This window comes from Pseudomonas sp. SYWMCR5 (assembly GCF_057197165.1).
The window spans coordinates 1,229,389-1,249,592 of the sequence record NZ_JBXUNH010000001.1; the positions used below are offsets into that span (position 1 = coordinate 1,229,389).

The window sequence follows — 20,204 nt, forward strand, 5'->3', positions numbered from 1 at the left end:
GTCCTCGCACCATTCACGCTAGAATCGGCAAAATCAAAAAAACAACAAAACCGCCGATGATCCGCAACCGTCCCCGCTCCGATCTTGCCTTGCTCCTGCTCGCCCTGCTGGCCGGTGCGCTGCTGGGTGTCTGGCAGCCGGACCTGGCGGTGCAGATGAAGCCGCTCAGCGACCTGTTCATCTCCATCATCGGCGTCTGCGCCCCGGTGGTGATGTTCATCCTGGTCTGCTCCAGCACCGCCGCCCTGAGCGACTACCGCTCGACGGCGCGCCTGGGCCTCAAGGCCATGGCCTACTGGCAACTGATGTCGTTGCTATCCTTGCTGATCGGCCTGGTGGTCGCCCTGCTGCTGCGCCCCGGCGCCGGCCTGGAAAGCTCCAGCCACGTGTGGTCGGTGCCGCTGCTGGCCGGTGACGGCCCGATGCTCTCGCGCCTGCCCACCCTGCTGCTCGACTCGCTGGAAGAAAGCCCCATCCTCAAGGTGCTGCTGGCCGCACTGGTGTGCGGCCTGCTGCTAGGGCGCAGCGGCGAAACCGGCCGACGCCTGGCCCGCCAGCTCGACCGGACCATGGCCTGGATGTTCCGCATCATGCGCCTGATCGTCAGCTTCGCGCCGCTGGCGGCGTTTGGTGCCATCGCCTTCATCATCGGCAAGTACGGCCTGGACGCCGCCATTCCCCTGGCCAAGTTCGTCATTGCCGCCTACGCCGCGTGCCTGGCCTACCTGCTGCTGGTGCCGCTGCTGGTGATGCGTCTGCTCGGCTGTCGCCTGGCGCGGCTGGTGGGCTACATCAAGGAAGAACTGTTGCTGGTGATCTCGACCGGCTCGTCGGTGGCCGCCCTGCCGCGTCTGGTGGAAAAGCTCGAAGCGGCCGGTTGCGACAGCCAGCCCCTGCGCCTGACCCTCACTGCCGGCTACAGCTTCAACCTCAACGGCTCGAGCCTGTACCTGATGGTTGCGGTGCTGTTTCTCGCACAGCTTGGGCATATCGACCTGACGCCCTCGCTGCTGGCGACCATCGTGCTGGTCAGCCTGTTCACCTCGCTCGGCTCGACCAGCGTGGCTGGCTCGGCCTTCGTCACCCTGGCGGCGACCTTGAGCGTGCTGGACATCGTGCCGCTGGAGAGCATTGGCTTGCTGATTGGCGTGGAGCGGCTGATGAAATGCCGGTCGGTGACCAATGTGGTGGGCAATTGCGTGGCGTGCCTGGCGATTGCCTGGTGGCACGGGAAGGTGGATCGGGCGAGATTGCGCGAGGTGTTGGGCTAGGACAAGCTCGCTGTCAAATGGGTGGCAGCTGTTACGTGGGGTGAGAGGCCGGTCCATAGAGATCAATCAGCCGGCCAGGCGCAAGCCTGCCCACGCACAGCTGCCATGGCAGCCGTTGAACTGCAAATGGATAGCGGGTTCTCACACCCATCCCTTTCAAGGTGTTCGCATGTGATTGCGTGAGGGCTGACAGGTGCTTGCCTGAAGCTTTTCAGCGCCTACGAGATCGAGCGCCGCGCGGGCGGCGCTCGATCTCATAGGCGCTGAAAAGCTTTCGGCAAGCACCTGTCAGCCTCTACACAAACACCTTGAACTGAAGCGGTGCCGGCGAGATTCGGAATTTTCTGAGGCCTGGGGACATCACCTTTCCCCAGGGTGGCAGCTGTGGTGGGGTGAGAGACCGGACCAACACAGAGCAAAAGCCTGCCCACGCACAGCTGCCATAACAGCGTTACTCAGTATTGGATGCCGGGCTCTCACACCCGGTCGCCATATGGGCGACCCGGGGAAGTTAGTCCCGATGCTTATCTCCAACAACAGAGAAACGGCTGAGTGGTGCGTAGGATAATTCCCAAGCAACCTTGAACTGAAGGGATGCCGACAAGATTCGGAATTTTCTGAGGTATGGGGACACCGCTGTTTCCCAGGCATCCACCACATCTGTAGGAGCAACAGTCTTGCTCAAAATCTAAGGGCCAGCCCGCTCCCACAGGAATTGGGCTGGACTTTAAATTTTGAGCAAGACAGTTGTTCCCGCAGGGACTGGGCACGCCTTAGATTTTTGAGATTGCGATGCCGTTATTGCCCGGCGAGCTTGTCGAAGGCCTTGTCCAACGCAGCATCGGCATCCACCAGCTTCTGCCGGTGCAGCTTCATCCAGTCCTGATCCGCCGCCAGGCGCTTGCCCGCCTCCATCAGCATGCGCCGCACTTCGTTCGGCTGCGGCCCACCAGTGCCCTGGCGACTCTCGACCATCGCCCGTGGCGAAAGGCTGGCGCGGAACGCAGCCTCGCTCAGCGGCAACTGGTCATCCTGCCATTTGTACTTCTTCGCCGCCTGGGTGTAGAGCGCCTGGGCATCGGCGTAGGCGAAGTCCTTGGGCAGCGTGCCCTCGGCGCGGGCCTTCTCGACGATCAGCGAGGCGAAGCTGTGGCCGATGCGGAACGGCACGTGGTGCTGACGCTCCAGAGTGTCGGCCAGCTCCATCGACGTGGTCCAGTCGGCGTCCAGCTCTTCTTCGGCGCGGGCAGCGTTGATCTGCAGGGCATCGAGCACCAGGTCCATGCGCTCGAACATCTCGTTGGCCGACTTGAACAGCCCCAGGTCGTCGAACGCGGCTTTGTAGTCGGTCATGCCGGTGGTGACGTTATGTGCCCGCACAGTGGTGGCGTTGGCCAGCCCGACCACATCGGAGGCCGACTCGCGGGTGCGCATCAGCAGGCCCGGGTTACGCTTCTGCGGCATGGCGCTGCTGGTGTAGGTCGAGCCCTCGTCGAGCAGCAGCCAGGGGCGGGTCTGGTGGTACTGGGTGTGGATGTCGCCAATGATCGCGCCCACACGAATGGCCGACGACGAGGCGATGCTGGCAGCCTCCAGCGGAATGTCGTAGGTCGAGACCTGGCTGGCATCCAGCGAGTTCTCGCGCAGGCCATCGAAGCCCAAGAGCGTGGCCAGGCGCTCGCGGTTGAGCGGGTAGCCGGAGTTGGCCAGCACCGCGGTGCCCATCGGGCTCAGGTTCAGGCGTGCATAGAGGTCGTGGATGCGCTGGGCATCGCGCTGGAACGACGCCTCGTACGCCAGCAGGTAGTGGGCGTAGCTGATCGGCATGGCCTGCACACCATTGGTGTAGGCCGGCACCAGAGTGTCGACGTTGACCGAGGCCAGCTTGAGCAGGCGCTGGCGGGTGGCGTTCAGGGCGTCGCTGTAGTCCAGCACTTCGGCGCGCAGCGAGGCCAGGCGATAGGTGGCGTACATGTCCTGGCGGCTGCGCCCGGAGTGGATCAGCGAAGCCTGCGGGCCGATCTTGTCGATCATCACCTGCTCGAGCTGCAACACATCGCTGGGGCGCTTGCCGTCGGGCTGCTTGGCCTGGTCGATGGCATAGCGCACGCCGCCGGCGATCACCTTGCCCTGGTCGGCAGGCACGATGCCCTGCTCGGTGAGCATGACGATGGACGCCTTGTTGATGCGGTTGAGCCAGTCGAACTGGCTTTCCTGCTGGCCGCCCTTGAGCGCGGACTTGTCCACGCTGGCGCCGATCTTGCGCGCCTGTTCGGCGCATTCGGCGGTGGTCTTGCACGGCAGGTCGGCGGTGTTGGCGGCTTGGGCCGTGGCAGCGGCGAACAGGGCGTAGGCGATGGCCAGGTAGAGCGGGGTCTTTCTTGTTGTCATGGTTTCGGATCCGCGAATGTGTCGCTCAGGAGGGGCGAACATGGCGGGATGCTAGCGGCGGGGCTTGAAGATTAAAAATATATTAAAAATATCCAACCAATATCTCTCTAGTATGGAGGTCGGCAACGACAACTTGATACTTTCAAAATATCAAGACACTCGATTCAAGATATTTTATCTCGGCAAAAACCACTGCTAGGATCGGCGCCATAACTCCAATCAAACCGGCCGATCCCCATACACTGCCACGGGATACGACCGGCACCGCACTCTTACGAGGTGGTTACATGCGGCATCACGTTCTGCGCACACTCACCCGCTCCCTGCTGCTCCTGGCCGCCAGCCTGCTGGCAGTCCAGGCCGTCGCCGCCCCCCAGACCTTGCGCCTGGGCGACACGGCCCCCTACAACTTCGTCGCCTTCGCCAACAACGACCTGAACACTGCCAGCCTGCCCGTACAGCGCGCCGTGGTGCTGCTGCATGGTGTGCGCCGCAACGCCGACGACTATTACGACAGCGGCGAAAAGCTGCTGGCAAACGCAGGCTTCAGCGCCAGCGACACCCTGCTGCTGGCCCCCAACTTCCTCACCCCCAGCGACCGCCGTGCCGGCGATGACATGCCGCTGTGGCCCAAGGACAAGTGGATGCACGGCACCGAGTCGCAGAGCGGGCGCGCCGGTATCGCCGGGTTCACCGTGCTCGACGACCTGCTCGCCTACCTCGGCAATCGCCAGCATTTCCCTGCGCTGAAGGAAATCGTGTTCATCGGCCACTCCGCCGGGGGTCAATTGATGCAGCGCTACACCCTGCTCGGCGACGGCGACCAACGCCTGCGCGCCAGTGGCATCCAGGTGCGCTACGTGGTGTCGAGCCCCTCGTCCTACCTCTACCTGGACGACAACCGCTTGCAGGACGGCGCCTTCAAGCCGGTGCTCACGGTCATGTGCCCTAGCTACACGCGGTACCGCTATGGCCTGGAGCGAGCACCGGCGTACTTCACCCGCCAGGGCCTGAACGCCACCCAAGTGTTCCAGCGCTATGCCGCACGCGATCTGACCTACATGGTCGGCGAACTCGACGACAAGCCGGACGATCGGGTCATGGACCGCGCCTGTGGTGCTGCCATGCAGGGCGCTACCCGTGTCGAGCGCCAGCTCAACTACCTGCGCTACGAAGCCTTCCTCGCGCAGAAATGGCACATCCCCATCGACCATCTGCAATTCCAGGTCAGCAAGGTCGGCCATAACGCCGCCCGCCTGTTCGCCGCGAAAAGCGTTGCCAGGACCCTGTTCCCGACCCGCTGACGCCGTTCGCACTTCCTACAAAAACAACAAAAGAATCTGCCATGACCCGGACTTATCTCGCCGCCTCCGTGCGCCGGGCGTTGCACCCGCGCGCCCTGACGTTACTCACCGCCGCCGTGCTCGCCGGCCAAGCCCAGGGTGAAACCCTGCCCAGTGCCGGCTCCCTGTTCGACACCAACCGCGACAGCTTGCGCCCGGCGCAGCGCAGCCAGCAGCCCCAAGGCAGCGTGCGCATCGAGGCCGAGGACGACCAGCGCCAGGCCCAAGGCAGTAATTCGGCGGCCCCCTCGTTCAGCTTCAAGGTCACGGCCTTCAAGCTCACCGGCAACCGCGAGATCAGCGAATCGCGCCTGCAGCAGGAATTGCAGAACGACCTCGGCCGCGAACTCGATCTCACCGGCCTGCGCGCCGCCGCTGACCGCATTACCGCGCTGTACCGCAGCCGCGGTTATCTGGTGGCCCGCGCCTACCTGCCGCCGCAGGAAATCGAAGGCGGCGTGGTCACCCTTGAGGTGCGTGAGGGCAAGGTCGGCACGGTACGCACCGAGCCGGGCCCGGGTGTGCGCCTGAATGCCGGCATGCAGCAGCGTTTCGTCGACGCACTGCCCAGCGGCAGCGTGATTCGCGAGCAGGACATGGAGCGCGTACTGCTGCGCCTGTCCGATATCGCCGGGGTGTCCGTGCGCGCAGTGCTGCAGCCCTCGCGCCAGCCCGGCGCCGCCGACATCGTGCTGAAGTTGAGCGAGATGACTGCCTGGACCGGCCGGGTCAGTTTCGACAACTACGGCAACTACTACACCGGCAGCAACCGGATGAGCACCAACGTCAGCCTCAACGACGCCTTCGGCTTCGGCGAAAGCCTGTACTTCAACAACCAGGCCAGCTTCGAGGGCCTGGATATCAAGGGCGTGGGCATGCGCCTGCCACTGGGCGCCAGCGGCATCAGCGTCGGTGCCAGCTACGCCGAGATGGACTACAGCATCGGCAAAGGCCTGAAGACCGCCAACGCCAGCGGCAGCGCCCAGGTGTCGTCGCTGTTCGCCGATGCCTCGCTGCTGCGCAGCCGCGACGCCAACATCGGCCTGAACCTGGCTCAGGAACACCGTTACTTCGACGACGCCGCTGGCGCCTTCGAGGTGCGCAAGAGCGCCGTGTTCCGCGGCCTGACCCTGTACGGCGACTGGCGTGACGGCTGGGCCGGCAGCAACCGCTGGAGCCTGGGCTACGGCATCGGCCGCCTGGACAAGAACACCCCGCTCGACGCAGCCCTCGACGCGCTGACCGCCGAGGCCGCCGGCACCTACCACAAGGGCACCCTGTCGTTCAGCCGCCTGCAGGCGCTCGGCGGCGGTTACTCGCTGTACGCCGCCATCAGCGGCCAGTGGGCCGACAAGAACCTCGACAGCTCGGAGAAATTCACCCTCGGCGGCCCCAACGGCGTGCGCGCCTACGGAGTCGGCGAAGCGGCCGGTGACGAAGGCCTGCTCGGCCGGGTCGAGCTGCGCAAGTACCTGGGCAACATCCATGGCGCCATCGCCGAAGGTGCGCTGTTCGCCGATGCGGGTCGGGTGAAGGTCAACAAGAAGCCCTGGGACGATAGCGAGAACAGCCTCAGCCGCCACGGCTACGGGGTGGGCCTGAACATCTATCACCGCGACCTGGTGATGAACGCCAGCCTGGCCTTCTCCAACAGCGACGATCCGACCAGCGACGAGCGCGACGCCAGGCGTTTCTGGCTCTCGGTCAGTGGCTCGCCGCAGGCCTTCGCGGGCCTGGCCAAAGACCTCGGCACCCGCGAGGACTTTCGTGACAAGAGCACAGAGCTGACCCTCTACGGCTCGCTGGGCCTGGTGCCCGAGTACGTCGACCGGCGCAACTCGACCCGCGCGGCCCCCGTCGACAGGAGCAAACTGGCCACGCCCAACGGGCGCAACATGAACAGCTACCTGCGTGCCCGCGACAACGTCTCATATGTCGGTGCCCGCGCCGGTATCCCGATCAACGACACCTCGCGCTTCCTGTGGCAGCTCGAATATGGCATCTCGGTCAACTACACGCTGTCGGGCGACGAAACCGCGCCCAAGTCGATCTCGCCCAACACCCGCCTGCGCAACTCCGCCGTGGCCTTCGACGACGACCGCTACGGCACCTTGCTCTACGGGGTCTGGGACATGCCGCTCAAGGAAAGCACCACCAGCCTCGACCCGTTCAGCGGCAAGACCGCTGGCGCCTACTACAACATCATCGGCTCACCGGGCTTTAACGTCAGCATGGCCAGCAACGTCAACGGCCCGGCCAGCAAGGCCGACAGCAGCGAACGTTCGGATGCCGCGTTCAACCGACGCCAGTCCGGCATGGTCGCCTGGTGGTCGCCGGAGTGGAACGGCCTGACCCTGAAGCTCGCCTACTCCAACAATGGCACCCGCGCCGCTGAAGACGTCGACAACGGCTATATCTATGGCGGCAGCCTGACCTACACCAATGGCGGCTTCACCGCGGTGGCTGCCGCCGAGCGCCATGTCGACTACTTCGGCGTCGCAAGCCTTGGCCGCAACTCGCGTGGGGTCGGCAGCAACACTCATGTCACTAACGGCACCTCGTCCAATGACTACAGCTACCGCCTGGGCCTGGGCTACCAGATCGGCAATACCAAGCTATCGCTGGTGGCCGATGAGCTGCACTACGCCGAGGACGGCGTGGTGAACAACAGCCAGAACGTCAGCGACCTGTCCGACTACAAGCGCCGCGCCTACATGCTCGGCGTCAGCCACCGCCTCGGCGCCTGGCGCCTGCGTGCCAGCTACGCCCGCGCCCTGGCCGGCGATTGCAAGATGATCTCGGCCGCCGGTTACCAGTGCGACACCAGTGGCATGGGTGCACGCCAGTACGCCCTGGGCGTGGGCTATCGCCTGAGCCGCAACAGCGAGATCTTCGCCCACTACGTGCTGCTGAAGAACGAGTCGCTGGCCAACTACAACTTCGCCGTGGTCGGCGCCTTTGCTGCCAGCGGCTACTCGCCGGGCGTGGGCACCACGATCAACGCCATCGGCACCGGTTTCAACTATTCGTTCTGAGGAGACGACCATGCACGCCACCCTTCCCCGTCGTCCCCAACGACCGACACTCAAACCCCTGGCCCTGGCGGTACTCTGCGCGGTACACGGGCTGATGCCGCTGCAGGCCATGGCGCTGGACGCAGGCGCCCTGCCGACGAACGGCCAGATCACCTCCGGCAGCGGCGGCATCAGCCAGGCCGGCAATGTGCTGGACGTGACCCAGAACAGCCAGCAGATGATCGCCACCTGGGAGCGCTTCAACATCGGCAAGGACGCCCAGGTCAACTTCCACCAGCCCAACGCCTCGGCGGTGGCGCTGAACCGGGTGACCGCCAGCGACGCCTCGCAGATCCTCGGCCAGCTCAACGCCAACGGCCAGGTGTACCTGATCAACCCCAGCGGCGTGCTGTTCGGCAACGGTGCGTCGGTCAACGTTGGCGGCCTGGTCGCCAGCACCCTGGATATCAACGACGACGACTTCAAGGCTGGTCGCCTGCGCTTCCAGGGTGACGGCCAGCGCGGCGCGGTGATCAACCAGGGCACCCTGCGCGCCGCCGACGGTGGCAGCGTTGCCCTGCTCGGCGGCGAGGTGCGCAACGAAGGCGCGGTGATCGCGCGGATGGGCTCGGTGGTGCTCGGTGGCGGCGAGAAGATTACCCTCGACTACAACGGCGACGGCCTGATCAACCTGCAGGTCGATGAAGCGGCGGTCGGCGCCAGCGTCGCCAACCGCGGCCTGCTGCAGGCCGATGGCGGCACCGTGCTGATGAGCGCACGCACCAGCGATGCAATGGTCGGCAGCGTGGTCAACAACGAAGGCATGATCGAGGCGCGCAGCCTGCAACAGCGCAACGGCCGGATCGTCCTGGACGGCGGCGACAACGGCGTGGTCGCCAACAGCGGGGTGATCGACGCCTCCGGCCGTGGCGCAGGCGAGCATGGCGGCAACGTGACCCTGACCGGCGAATACGTCGGCCTGTTCGAGCAAGGTCGCATCGAGGCCTCCGGCAGCACCGGCGGTGGCACCGTGCTGCTGGGCGGCGACTACCAGGGCAGCGGCCCGCTGCACCAGGCCACGGCGACCTACATGGGCAAAGATGCGCGCATCGAGGCCAACGGACTGGGCGACGGCGACGGTGGCAAGGTCATCCTCTGGTCGCGTGACAGCACCCGCTTCGAAGGGGTGATCAGCGCCACGGGCGCCGGCAAGGGCGGCCTGGTCGAGACCTCCGGCAACGCGTTGGACGTTACCGGCCTGGTCAACTTGGCCGCAGCGTCCGGCCAGGGCGGCACCTGGCTACTCGATCCGTACAACATCAATATCACCAGCGGTGCCAGCACTCGCACCTCCCGGACCAGCCCGTTCACCCCCAACGCACGGCGCAGTTCCAACCTCAGCTCGGCGACGCTCAACGCTTCGCTCAGCGAAGGCGCCAATATCATCGTGCAGACCTCTTCCGGGGCAGGCACCTCCGGTGACATCAACGTCCTGGACAACGTCAAGGCCCAGGGCAATGCCAGCCTGACGCTGATCGCCCACCGCAACGTCAACATGAAGGGCACCCGCATCAGCAACGCCGACGGCAAGTCGCTGAACGTCTCGATGCTGTCGAACTTCAACAACAGCGGCAACGGCTCCATCGCCCTGAACAACGCCACCATCAACACCAACGGAGGCAAGCTCACCCTCGGCAGCGCGGCCGACCCGGTCAATGGCTACGCCAGCACCAACGTCAGCAACGGCACGGGCGTGGCCATCAGCAACGGCACGCGGATCACCACCAACGGCGGCGACATCAGCATCCGTGGCGCGACCTCGACCACCCTGGCATCAGGCTCTAGCGCCACGGCGGTGAACATCTCCGCCAGCACCTTGGACGCCGGTGGCGGCAATATCGACATCATTGCTCGCCAGGCCAGCACCCGCGGCACAGGCGATGCCTTCATCCTCAGGGGCGGCAGCCACCTGCTCACCGATGGCGCAGGCTCCATCGCTATCAGCGCCGACAACCTCGGCGGCGGCAACGGGGCTCGGGTATTCAGCACCAGCAACAACATCGCCGCCCGCGGCGCGGGCAATGTCACCTTGAGCGGCAATGCCGTTTCAGGTTTCGGCGTGCTGGTCTGCTCCACCGCCGCAGGCTCCACGCAGAATCTTTCGGTGGGCAGCGGTACGCTCACGGTCAAGGGCAGCAGCGCCAGCAACCGCGCCCTGTACGTGGCCGCCTCCGGCACCGGGGCGGTCAACCTGCGCGGCGATAGCGGCGGGCGCATCGTGCTGGGCGGCAACAGCGGTGGCAGCTATGGCACCACGCTCAGCGTCACCAGCGCCCGCGCCTCGATCAACCTGACCAGCGCCGGGAACATCAGCGTCGAAGGCAACACCTCCGGCGGCAGAACCCCGGCCCTGGCGCTGATCGCCGCGGGCAACGGCAACGCCAACACACCGGGTTCACGCATCAACATCGCCAGTAGCGCCGGCGATGTGCGGCTCAAGGCCGACAACGCGGTGATCAACACCGGCTCCGGCTCGTTCCGTGCGCTCTACCTGGATGCCAGCGGCGACTACTCGAACATCCGCGTCAACAGCATCAGCGGCAAGCTGGTGTTGGAAGGCACAAGCGCCTCGGGGCGCGGCGTGGACATCGCGCCATCCGGCCGTGGCGCCGCCATCGATCTGAGCAGCAACAGCGGCGATGTGCTGATCAGCGGCACCAGCAGCACCCAATGGGGCGGCTACGGCATCTTCCTCAATTCCACCGGAAACTCGCGCGGCGTAGCCATCACCACAGGGACTGGCAACATCACCCTGCGTGGCGATTCGGTCGGCACCTCCGACGCCATCGCCCTGGGGGGCAAAGGCACCGCCTCGACCAACCGCATCAGTTCCAAAGGCGGCAACATCCTGCTCAATGGCCACTTCCACTCGCCCCATAACAACGAACTGGACCACGGCATCGCCTTGCTCAGCGTCACCAACATCATTCAGACCACCGGCTCCGGCAATGTCAGCCTGGTCGGCCGCACTACCGCCGCAGGTGATGCCATCGACTTCTACAGCAGCGGCATCAACCGCCTGAGCGTCGAGAACGGCACCCTCAGCCTCGACGGTAGCGCGACCGCCGCCCATGGCATCAGCATGCTCACCGGACGTACCAACCTGCGCGCCACCGGCAGCGGCTCGATCAGCCTCCAGGGCTATTCGCAGCAAGCCAACGGCATCCACTTCTACCCCTCGAGCGCCAGCAGCTCGGTCACCATCGCCACCCAAGATGGCGCCATCAGCCTGAACGGGCGCAGCGACGGCGGCGCCAATGGCAACGGCGTGTTCCTGCGCACCGGCCCCAATGGTGTGATGATCCAGTCGGCAGGTGGCGATATCAGCCTGAGCGGCACCGGCAGCAACGGCGCCACTGGCATCACCTTCAACGGCTCGGGCACTGGCGCCAACAGCTTGATCAGCACGGGCCAGGGCAACCTGACCGTCACCGCCCGCAGCGACAGCGGTACGGCGCTGAACTTCGCCAGCGGCAGCAACCTGCTGCAGGTCGACGACGGTGTGCTGCTGATCGATGCCGACAGCAACAGCGGCACCTATATCGTCCGCGGCAGCGACAGCACCACCCTCACCGCCAACGGCGGCGCGGTGGTGCAGCGCCTGGGCGGGCGGGTCAACGCCACGCTGCTCGAACGCAGCAGCGCCGATGTGCGTGGCTACCAGCAAAAAGAGATGGCTTACGCCAACTGGAGCCAGGTGCTCTACCCTGACTACCGGCAAACGCCGTTGCAGCCGCAGCTCGACCAGATCCGCCTGGACCTGGCCCTGCTCGGCGACGACACGCTCGTGCAAGACTGAGGCCCGTGATGAACCAGACCCCATTCGCCCTGGAACACTTCGAGCAGCTCTGCTACACGCGCCAGCACGAGGAGGCGGCGCGCGAGCTGGTGCGCCTGCTGCTGATCATCGACCGCCACTACGGCAGGCTGTCCGGGGAGTTCAGGCTGTCGGTGTCGCCGGCCGTGCCGGAGGACGAGCTCGAAGCCCACGTGCTGACGCGCCTGACCTGTGCGATCAGCGCGCTGTTCAGCGATCCGCAGTTCCAGATCAGCCCCGGTGGCTTCGACCAGTTGATCAACTTCCAGCGCTGGCTGTCGGCGCTGTTCGCCGCCAGCGCCTTCATCAATGCCGACCACATCCTGCGTACCCTCAACCTGCATGGTCAGGACAGCCAACGCTTCGAGGTGGCACCGGAACAACTGGTGAAGTTCTGCATCCTCTACTCGCCGGAGTCGCAGTTGCCGCTGGATGTGGAGCTGCTGTGGACGCAGAACCCGCAACTGGCGATGGCGCTGTTCATGGCCCTGCTGTCGCCGCGTTTTCTCGGCACGCCTGCGGCGCACTCCAAGCGCGAGGCGCTGCTGGCCTGGCTGCCCGAGCGGCTGGACAGCCTCGACAGCCTCGATCAGTTGCCGCTGGCGATCATCCACGACGTGTACATGCACTGCAGCTACGCCGACCTGCCGCAGCGCCACCGCATCAAGCGCTCGATCTGCCGCCTGATCGAGCGCAAGCTGGACGCCGAAGGCATCGCCTCGCTGCCTGCGCCCACCAGCACACGCAAGGGCAAGCCGCGCATGCTGGTGGTGCTGGAGTGGTTTTCCGGCGCGCATTCGATCTACCGCACCCACTCGCGCACCCTGGAGGCAGCCCGCGCACATTTCGAGCTGTGGGCGGTCGGCTATGCCAGCAATGTCGATGAGCTGGGGCGCAAGGTGTTCGACCGCTTCATCGAGCTCGAGGCCCCGGACGACCTGCTCGCCTGTGTGCGCCAGGTGCGCGCCCTCGCCGACGAGATGCGACCGCAGGTGCTGTACATGCCCAGTGTCGGCATGTTCCCGCTTAACCTGTTCGTCGCCAACCTGCGCCTGGCGCCGTTGCAGGTGGCGGCGCTCGGGCACCCGGCGACCACCGGCTCGCGGCATGTGGACTACATCAGTGTCGAGGAGGACTTCGTCGGCGACCCGTCGTGCTTCAGCGAGCGCCTGCTGCTGTTGCCCAGCGACGGCCAGCCGTACCGGCCCTCGGCGATCGAGGTCAGGCTCGGTGCCCGCGAACGCCTCGACAGCCCCGAGGTGGCCATTGCCGTGGCGGCCACCACCATGAAGCTCAACCCGAAATTTCTCCAGGCCTGCCAGCAGATCGTCGAGCGCAGCCGCGAGCGCCATGGCCGCCGCGTGCGCCTGCACTTTCTCATCGGCCAGGCGCAGGGGTTGCTCTATCCGCAGCTGCAGCGCCTGATCCGCCGCTATGTCCCGGATGCCGCGGTGCACCCGCACCAGCCTTATGCGCAGTACCTGGACACCTTCGACCATTGCGACCTGTTCCTCAGTCCGTTTCCGTTCGGCAACACCAACGGCATCATCGACGCCTTCACCTTGGGATTGCCAGGGGTATGCAAGACCGGGCCGGAGGTGTTCGAGCATATCGACGAGGGGTTGTTCAGGCGGGCGGGGTTGCCGGGGTGGACCATTGCCGCGACGGTGGAGCAGTACATCGAGGCGGCGGTGCGTATGGTGAGCGAACCGGCGCAGCGGGGGGCGCTGTATGCGCACCTGGGGAGCGGGAAGCCGTTGCAGCGGTTGTTCGAAGGGAGGCCGGAGATTTTTGCCGAGCATTTGCTGGCGTTGCTGGCGTGTCGTAGCTGAGTGTTATGGTGGCCTGACCGGCCCTTTCGCGGGCAAGCCCGCTCCTACAGGTTTACCCTCTGTAGGAGCGGGCTTGCCCGCGAAAGCGCCAGTCAGATCAACCTCAAAGGCTAGGGAACGCGAACTGCGACGCCTCGTGGCTCTTACGCTGCGGCCAGCGCTGGGTAATCGCCTTGCGCCGGGTATAGAAGCGCACACCGTCCGGCCCATAGGCATGCAAGTCGCCAAACAGCGAGCGCTTCCAGCCACCAAAGCTGTGGTAGCTCACCGGCACCGGCAGCGGCACGTTCACACCCACCATGCCTACCTCGATCTCGTCGCAGAACAGCCGCGCAGCTTCGCCGTCGCGGGTGAAGATGCAGGTGCCGTTGCCGTACTCGTGATCGTTGATCAGTTGCATCGCTTCTTCCAGGCTCTGCACACGCACCACGCACAGCACCGGGCCGAAGATCTCCTCCTGGTAGATGCGCATCTGCGGCGTCACCCGGTCGAACAAGGTGCCGCCAACGAAGTAGCCGTTCTCGTTGCCTGCCACCGAGAAACCGCGACCATCGACCACCAGCTCGGCGCCAGCCGCCACGCCATCGTCGATATAACCCAGCACTTTGTCACGCGCAGCCGCCGTCACCAGCGGCCCCATGTCCAACCCACACTGGGTGCCGGCACCAATCTTCAGGGCCTTGATCTGTGGCTGCAGCTTGGCGATCAGCGCATCGGCAACCTGGTCACCCACGCACACTGCCACCGAGATCGCCATGCAGCGCTCGCCGCACGAGCCGTAGGCGGCGCCCATCAGCGCGTTGACCGCGTTGTCCAACTCGGCATCCGGCATCAGCACCGCGTGGTTCTTCGCGCCGCCCAACGCCTGCACGCGCTTGCCGCGCTTGGTGCCTTCTGCATAGATATATTCAGCGATCGGCGTCGAACCCACGAAGCTCAGCGCTTTGACTTCCGGTGCCTCGATCAGCGCGTCCACCGCTTCCTTATCGCCATGCACCACGTTGAGGATGCCCTTGGGCAAGCCGGCTTCATGCAGCAGTTGGGCGATATACAGGGTCGAGCTCGGATCGCGCTCCGAGGGTTTGAGGATGAAAGCGTTGCCACAGACGATGGCCAGCGGATACATCCACAGCGGCACCATCGCCGGGAAGTTGAACGGGGTAATGCCAGCCACCACGCCCAGCGGCTGGAAGTCGGACCAGGCGTCGATGTTCGGGCCGACGTTGCGACTGTACTCACCCTTGAGAATCTCGGGTGCAGCACAAGCGAATTCGACGTTCTCGATCCCGCGCTTCAGTTCGCCAGCGGCATCCTCGATGGTCTTGCCATGCTCTTCGCTGATCATCTGTGCAATACGCGCCTCGTTCTGCTCCAGCAGCTGCTTGAAGCGGAACATCACCTGCGCGCGCTTGGCCGGTGGCGTGTTGCGCCAGGCCGGGAACGCGGCCTTGGCCGAGTCGATGGCCGCCTGCACGGTGGCGCGGTTGGCCAGTTCGAGTTGATGGATGACCTGGCCGGTGGCCGGGTTAAACACCTCGGCGGTGCGCCCGCCGCTCGCGACCGGCTCGCCGTGGATCAGATGCTTGATCGTCGCCATGACCTTACTCCTTGACCGCGGCCTGAACGGCGATTTCAACGAGGATGTTCTCGGCAGCAAGGTTGGCCTCGACCGTGGCACGGGCCGGCAGTGCATCCTTCGGCACCCAGGCGTCCCAGGCGGCGTTCATTTCGGCAAAATCCTGCACGGCGTGCTTGAGCCACACCTGGGCGAAAAGGATGTGCGACTTGTCGGAACCGGCCTCAGCGAGCAACTCGTCGATGCGCGCCAGCACCTGGGCGGTCTGGCCGCGCACGTCCTGGGTACGGTCGGCCGGTACTTGGCCGGTGACATAGACGATGCCGTTGTGCACCAGCGCGTGGCTGAGGCGGTTGTTGTTGGGCTGGAAACGTTGGATGGACATGGGGACTCCAGGTTATTTCGGACAAACGGGGGCCGTCACGCATACGAGGGTGCGTTGGCATGGGTGGAGTTGCTGCGAGGCCATCGCGGGGCAAGCCCGCTCCTACAGACGGGAGCTGTCCGTGTGGGAGCGGGCTTGTCCCGCGATTGGGGCGCGCAGCGACCCCGGTTTACGGGGTATCGATCAGGTCAAGGGGCGCAGGCTGCGCACGGCACTGGCAATGGAACGCGCGGTGTTGATCACCTTCGGCGCCAGGTCCTTCCTGGCCTCCTCCAGGCTCCAGCGCCCCAGCGGCACGGCGACGTTGACCGCGCCCAGCGGGTAGCCATCGGCATTGACCACCGCCGCCGCCACGCTGATGTCACCGACGTAGTACTGTTCGCTGGCGAAGGCATGGCCGTCCTTGCGCGCATTGGCGATGATCTCGCGCAGGCGCTCGCGGTCGGTCACGGTGCTGGAGGTGTGCGCCATCAGTTGCGAGGCATCGAGGATGGCCTCGCTCTCGCGCTCCGGCAGCGCCGCCAGGTAGGCACGGCCCGCGGCGGTGCAGTACATCGGCAGGTGACGGCCCAGCGGCACGTGGATCGGGATCTGCTTGTGGCTGGGGAAACGCGCCACGTAGAGCATGTCCGTGCCGCAGGGTTCGAGCAGGTTGCAGCTCTCGCCGGTGTCGCGGTTGAGCTCGTGCAGGTAGGGGTTGGCGCGCTCGACCAGCTCGCTGGTCTGCAGGTAGCCAGAGCCCAGGTCGAGCGAGCGCGGGGTCAGGCGATAGCGCTTGGTCACGGCATCCTTGGCCAGGTATCCGAGGGTTTCGAGGGTGTACACCGAGCGCTGCACCGTGCTCTTGTTCAGGCCCGTGGCTTCGGCCAGCTCGACCAGGTTCATGCTCGGCCGGCCACTGCGAAACGCAGTGACGACCGCCAGCCCCTTGGACAGGGCGGTGACGAACAGGGGCGATTCTTCAGCGGCGCTCATGGCGTTCGATCCTTTTCTGACAGCTCTGAGGGAGGCAACCCGGACGGCCGGCTCGGCCGCCGCGAAAGGATGCTCCCATTCACGGTTGTTCATTCGAAATGACTCAGCACGATGCCCGGCTCGACCACCGGACGCCCTTGTACGAAGCGCTCGACAGCGAAGGGTTTCATGCGCTCGTCCACCGTCCCTTCGACGATGGCCCTGGCCAGCAGCTCGCCGGCCGCCGGCGCCCCGGCATGGCCGTAGCACCAGCCGGCACTGACGAACAGCCCCGGCAAGGCGGGGTGCGCCCCCAGCAATGGCCCGAAATCGGGCGAAATGTGGACCAGCCCGGCCCACTGGCGAAGGATACGCGCCTGGCCCAGTTGCGGGAACATCTCCATATAGGCCTTGGCGGTCGCGGCCATCACCGGGACGTCGGCATTGAGGGTGTCCTGTGGACGTTCGGCCACCTCGGCGCCTCCCACCACTTCGCCACGCGCGGTCTGGTGCATGTAGCAGAGCCGGTCGAGCAGGGCCACGGCCGGGCCGATCAGCGGGCGGGTCGGCTCCAGGGCCATGGCTTCCAGGCGCATCGGGTAACCCTCCAGCGGCACCCCGGCCATCTGCGCCAGGGCATTGCTGTTGGCGCCGCCGGCCAGCACGACGACGTCGGCATCGATGCGCTGCTCCCCTACCCGCACGCCACTGACACGGCCAGCGCTGCGGTCGATGGCAGCGACCGGCGTGCGATAGCGAAGGGTCACGCCCAAGCGCTCGCAGGCCTTGTGATAGGCATGCATCGCCGCATGGTGCGGCGCCACGCCGCTGCCCGGCAGGTGCAGGGCGGCGCTGACCCGCTCGTGGGCCAGGGCCGGCAGCACATTGCGCAACTGTGCCGGGTCGAGCAACTGCGAATCGATGCCGCATTCGCGGTGCACTTCGCGGGTGCGATGCAGCAGTTCGGCGGTGGCCGTGCGCTCGCCGATCATGCTGTAGCCGCGCATCGAGTACATGACGTTCTCGCCCAGGCGCCGCGACAGGCCATGCCAGAGCTGGTTGGAGTAGGCAAAGAAGCGCGTCCACTCCACCGAGCTGAAGGCGCCACGGATCAGGGTGCCGTTACGTCCCGACGCACCGCCCTGCCAGTAGCCGGCATCCAGCACGAGGATGTCGCGCACACCGCGCTCGGCCAGGTTGAACGCCAGCGACAGGCCTTGGATACCGGCGCCGACGATAAGGATGCTGCAACGCTTGGGCAGTTGGGCATTCAGGTTCATTGCAGTGGCTCCACGACGTCGCAAAGACCGGCAGCCTGGGCCACGGTCAGGGCCCGGCGCGGCGGGCGCAGGGTCGGCCGGGCCAGTTGCAGCACCGGCACGCCGAGGCGTCCGGCGACGTAGGCTCGCAGCGAGTCCCAGCACGGTTGGCCCTGGCACGGGCCCATGCCGCAGGAGGTCAGGCGCTTGATCACCTCCAGGTCGTCGATGCCTTGCTCCAGCAGTTCATCGACCTCGCGCCCGGACACATCGAAGCACGGACACAGCAGCACGGCTGCGTCCTGGGCGGGGGCCAGCGCCGGGTCGGGCTCGGCGGCACTGCCTGCGCGGCGCAGCGAAGAACGCGCGCCGACCAGTTGCAGCCGCCCGCTGGCCGAGGCCTGGAAGCTCAGGCTGTCGTCGAACAGCCCGGGGCCGGCCAACACCAGCGCATCGCAGGGCTGCAGGCGCTCGAGTTGTACAGCCCTGACCCGGTTGTGCCCAATGACCCGCTGCAGCTCAGCGACCTCGGCCACCGCCACCACCTGCACACCCAGCTGACGCAGGCGAGTGGCCAGGGCCTGCTGCTGTCCGTCGCCAAGCACGACCACCGATTTGCCCGGCGCAATGCGACGGTCGGCAGCCAGTGCCAGCGCCGTGCGCGCATCCATCACCCCGGGCAACCAGGCACCGGGGACCAGGGTCGGCACCACCCTGCGCCCGGTGGCCAGGATCACCTCGTCGGCCTCCAGCGCCACGGCGCCGCGTGCGGGATCGATCGGCGCACCGAGCAGCAGGCGACCTTCACGGTAGGCACCGAACACCTCCACTCCGAACAGGCAGCGCACCCGCGGATCGAGCGGCGCCAGCGCAGCACCGGCTTGCCGGGCATACCGCGCGGGCGACTCGCCACGGGACACCAGCAGCACCTCGCGCCCCTCCTGCGCGGCGCGGTTGGCCGCTGCGCAGCCAGCAGGCCCGGCGCCGATCACCAGCACCTCGGCGCGCAGCCGCTGGCCGACCGGAGGTGGGCCGGCGAAGCCCTGGTCGGCGGGCTCGGCCACACCGGCCAGGAACGCCAGCAATGCCTCCCAGTGCTGGAACAGTCGACCGCCGCTGGGCACCAGATTGCTCTGTTCGAACCCGCCCTTGATCCAGCCGGACGGCACCAGCCGTGCCAGGCGCAGCAGGTCGAAACGCGGGTTCGGCCAACTGTTCTGTCGGCTGACCTGCATGCCCTCGCGCACCAGGCACTGGTCCAGGCGCACGTTGGGTACACCATCGACCCGCGCCAGCACGCCCGTGGTGTAGAGCCCCGACAAGCCCATGGGCCGGTGCGCCTTGCGCGTCCAGGCCAGGCCACGAATGCCGTTGGCCAGCAGTGCCTGGGCGACGCTGTCGCCGGCCAGGGCCTGCAGGCGCCGGCCATTCCAGCTGAAACTCAGCGGCGCGCCACTGGCGCCCGGCAGGCGCAGGCTCATGACTCGCTCCGGCGCTGGGCGCGTCGCTGCGCAGTGAGGCTGACCGCCAGCATGATGATCGACAACAGGGTCATCAAAGTGGCGACCACGGCGATCAGCGGATCGATCTCCGAACGCAGCGAGCTGAACATGCGCTTGGTCAGCGTGGCGCTGTCGCCGCCGCTGATGAACAGCGAGATCACCGCCTCATCCAGCGACACGGCGAACGCCAGCATGGCCGCAGACACCACCGAGAAGCGGATCTGCGGCAGGGTCACGTCGAAGAATGCACGCAGGCGGCTGGCGCCCAGAATGCAGGCGGCGTGTTCCTGGGTCATGTCGTAGGTCTTGAGCCCGGCACCGACGTTGATGATCACGTACGGCAGCGCCAACAACGTGTGCGCCAGCACCAGGCCCGGGATGCTGTTGTTCAGGTCCAGCCGCGCGTAGACGAAGAACAGGCCGATGGCGATGAAGATCGACGGTACGATCATCGGCGCCATCATCAACCCGCGCAGCACACCCAGGTAGCGTTGCTGGCTGTTGTGCAGGGCGTAGGCCGCCGCGGTGCCCAGGGTGGTGGCCAGGATCATGGTCAGGGTCGCGGTGATCAGCGAGATGCGCGTTGCGCTCTGCCACTCGATCGAGGCGAAATAGCTGAAGAACGGCTGCAGGCTCAGCGACTTGGGCGGAAAGCTCAGGTAGCGCGCATCCGACAGCGACATCGGCAGCACGATCAGGGTTGGCGTCAGCAGGAACACCATGATCGCCAGCACCAGCAAGTACAGCCAGGCGCGGCGGGCGGCCAGGCCCAGCCAGTGGTTCAGGGGTCGGTTCATGGC

12 protein-coding genes are annotated in these 20,204 nt (G+C 66.1%); 5 read left to right on the top strand and 7 right to left on the bottom strand.

Annotation, left to right across the window (positions count from 1 at the left end; translation table 11 throughout):
* Window positions 1-56: 56 nt before the first annotated feature.
* The gene (locus AC2CGW_RS05665) at window positions 57-1,271 is read left to right on the top strand and encodes a cation:dicarboxylate symporter family transporter (protein WP_484573655.1); all 1,215 of its coding nucleotides are present in this window, start codon (window positions 57-59) and stop codon (window positions 1,269-1,271) included.
* Between the two features lie 798 nt (window positions 1,272-2,069).
* Here the strand turns inward: AC2CGW_RS05665 and AC2CGW_RS05670 are convergent.
* Window positions 2,070-3,662, bottom strand: coding sequence for an argininosuccinate lyase (locus AC2CGW_RS05670; RefSeq protein ID WP_426351482.1), 1,593 nt, complete (start codon window positions 3,660-3,662; stop codon window positions 2,070-2,072).
* A 287-nt stretch (window positions 3,663-3,949) separates the two neighbouring features.
* On the opposite strand from AC2CGW_RS05670, the gene AC2CGW_RS05675 reads away from it, so the two are divergent.
* The 4 genes from AC2CGW_RS05675 to AC2CGW_RS05690 are packed head-to-tail and all read left to right on the top strand — an operon-like array spanning window position 3,950 to window position 13,728.
* On the top strand, window positions 3,950-4,966 hold the full coding sequence (locus AC2CGW_RS05675) for a hypothetical protein (protein ID WP_484573656.1): 1,017 nt from the start codon (window positions 3,950-3,952) through the stop codon (window positions 4,964-4,966).
* Window positions 4,967-5,007: 41 nt separating this feature from the next.
* A complete protein-coding gene (locus AC2CGW_RS05680; RefSeq protein ID WP_484573657.1) occupies window positions 5,008-8,040 on the top strand; it encodes a porin in 3,033 nt (1,010 codons plus the stop codon).
* 10 nt (window positions 8,041-8,050) lie between these two features.
* Window positions 8,051-11,878, top strand: coding sequence for a two-partner secretion domain-containing protein (locus AC2CGW_RS05685; protein WP_484573658.1), 3,828 nt, complete (start codon window positions 8,051-8,053; stop codon window positions 11,876-11,878).
* An 8-nt stretch (window positions 11,879-11,886) separates the two neighbouring features.
* Entirely contained in the window at window positions 11,887-13,728 is a 1,842-nt protein-coding gene (locus AC2CGW_RS05690; protein WP_484573659.1) for a peptide transporter, read from the top strand.
* A gap of 103 nt (window positions 13,729-13,831) precedes the next feature.
* Here AC2CGW_RS05690 and AC2CGW_RS05695 read toward each other — a convergent pair whose 3' ends face one another.
* The 6 genes from AC2CGW_RS05695 to AC2CGW_RS05720 all read right to left on the bottom strand — a co-directional run bounded on the left by AC2CGW_RS05695 (window position 13,832) and on the right by AC2CGW_RS05720 (window position 20,201).
* On the bottom strand, window positions 13,832-15,325 hold the full coding sequence (locus AC2CGW_RS05695) for a CoA-acylating methylmalonate-semialdehyde dehydrogenase (RefSeq protein ID WP_186722033.1): 1,494 nt from the start codon (window positions 15,323-15,325) through the stop codon (window positions 13,832-13,834).
* 4 nt (window positions 15,326-15,329) lie between these two features.
* Window positions 15,330-15,689, bottom strand: coding sequence for a RidA family protein (locus tag AC2CGW_RS05700; protein ID WP_054894294.1), 360 nt, complete (start codon window positions 15,687-15,689; stop codon window positions 15,330-15,332).
* Window positions 15,690-15,872: 183 nt separating this feature from the next.
* Complete coding sequence (locus AC2CGW_RS05705; protein ID WP_426352561.1) at window positions 15,873-16,664, bottom strand: IclR family transcriptional regulator; 792 nt, start codon at window positions 16,662-16,664, stop codon at window positions 15,873-15,875.
* 89 nt (window positions 16,665-16,753) lie between these two features.
* On the bottom strand, window positions 16,754-17,923 hold the full coding sequence (locus tag AC2CGW_RS05710) for an NAD(P)/FAD-dependent oxidoreductase (RefSeq protein ID WP_484573660.1): 1,170 nt from the start codon (window positions 17,921-17,923) through the stop codon (window positions 16,754-16,756).
* The gene (locus AC2CGW_RS05715; RefSeq protein ID WP_484573661.1) at window positions 17,920-19,383 is read right to left on the bottom strand and encodes a 2Fe-2S iron-sulfur cluster-binding protein; all 1,464 of its coding nucleotides are present in this window, start codon (window positions 19,381-19,383) and stop codon (window positions 17,920-17,922) included. The genes AC2CGW_RS05710 and AC2CGW_RS05715 overlap by 4 nt, the downstream gene beginning before the upstream one ends.
* Window positions 19,380-20,201 carry an ABC transporter permease gene (locus tag AC2CGW_RS05720; RefSeq protein WP_484573662.1) on the bottom strand — a complete coding sequence of 274 codons (822 nt, stop codon included), beginning with the start codon at window positions 20,199-20,201 and terminating at the stop codon, window positions 19,380-19,382. The genes AC2CGW_RS05715 and AC2CGW_RS05720 overlap by 4 nt, the downstream gene beginning before the upstream one ends.
* Window positions 20,202-20,204: the final 3 nt, after the last annotated feature.

Coding starts and splice junctions, on each gene's coding strand:
- AC2CGW_RS05665 (WP_484573655.1), top strand. CDS start 57: ATGATCCGCAACCGTCCCCGCTCCGATCTTGCCTTGCTCCTGCTCGCC.
- AC2CGW_RS05675 (WP_484573656.1), top strand. CDS start 3,950: ATGCGGCATCACGTTCTGCGCACACTCACCCGCTCCCTGCTGCTCCTG.
- AC2CGW_RS05700 (WP_054894294.1), bottom strand. CDS start 15,689: ATGTCCATCCAACGTTTCCAGCCCAACAACAACCGCCTCAGCCACGCG.
- AC2CGW_RS05695 (WP_186722033.1), bottom strand. CDS start 15,325: ATGGCGACGATCAAGCATCTGATCCACGGCGAGCCGGTCGCGAGCGGC.
- AC2CGW_RS05705 (WP_426352561.1), bottom strand. CDS start 16,664: ATGAGCGCCGCTGAAGAATCGCCCCTGTTCGTCACCGCCCTGTCCAAG.
- AC2CGW_RS05715 (WP_484573661.1), bottom strand. CDS start 19,383: ATGAGCCTGCGCCTGCCGGGCGCCAGTGGCGCGCCGCTGAGTTTCAGC.
- AC2CGW_RS05670 (WP_426351482.1), bottom strand. CDS start 3,662: ATGACAACAAGAAAGACCCCGCTCTACCTGGCCATCGCCTACGCCCTG.
- AC2CGW_RS05720 (WP_484573662.1), bottom strand. CDS start 20,201: ATGAACCGACCCCTGAACCACTGGCTGGGCCTGGCCGCCCGCCGCGCC.
- AC2CGW_RS05690 (WP_484573659.1), top strand. CDS start 11,887: ATGAACCAGACCCCATTCGCCCTGGAACACTTCGAGCAGCTCTGCTAC.
- AC2CGW_RS05685 (WP_484573658.1), top strand. CDS start 8,051: ATGCACGCCACCCTTCCCCGTCGTCCCCAACGACCGACACTCAAACCC.
- AC2CGW_RS05710 (WP_484573660.1), bottom strand. CDS start 17,923: ATGAACCTGAATGCCCAACTGCCCAAGCGTTGCAGCATCCTTATCGTC.
- AC2CGW_RS05680 (WP_484573657.1), top strand. CDS start 5,008: ATGACCCGGACTTATCTCGCCGCCTCCGTGCGCCGGGCGTTGCACCCG.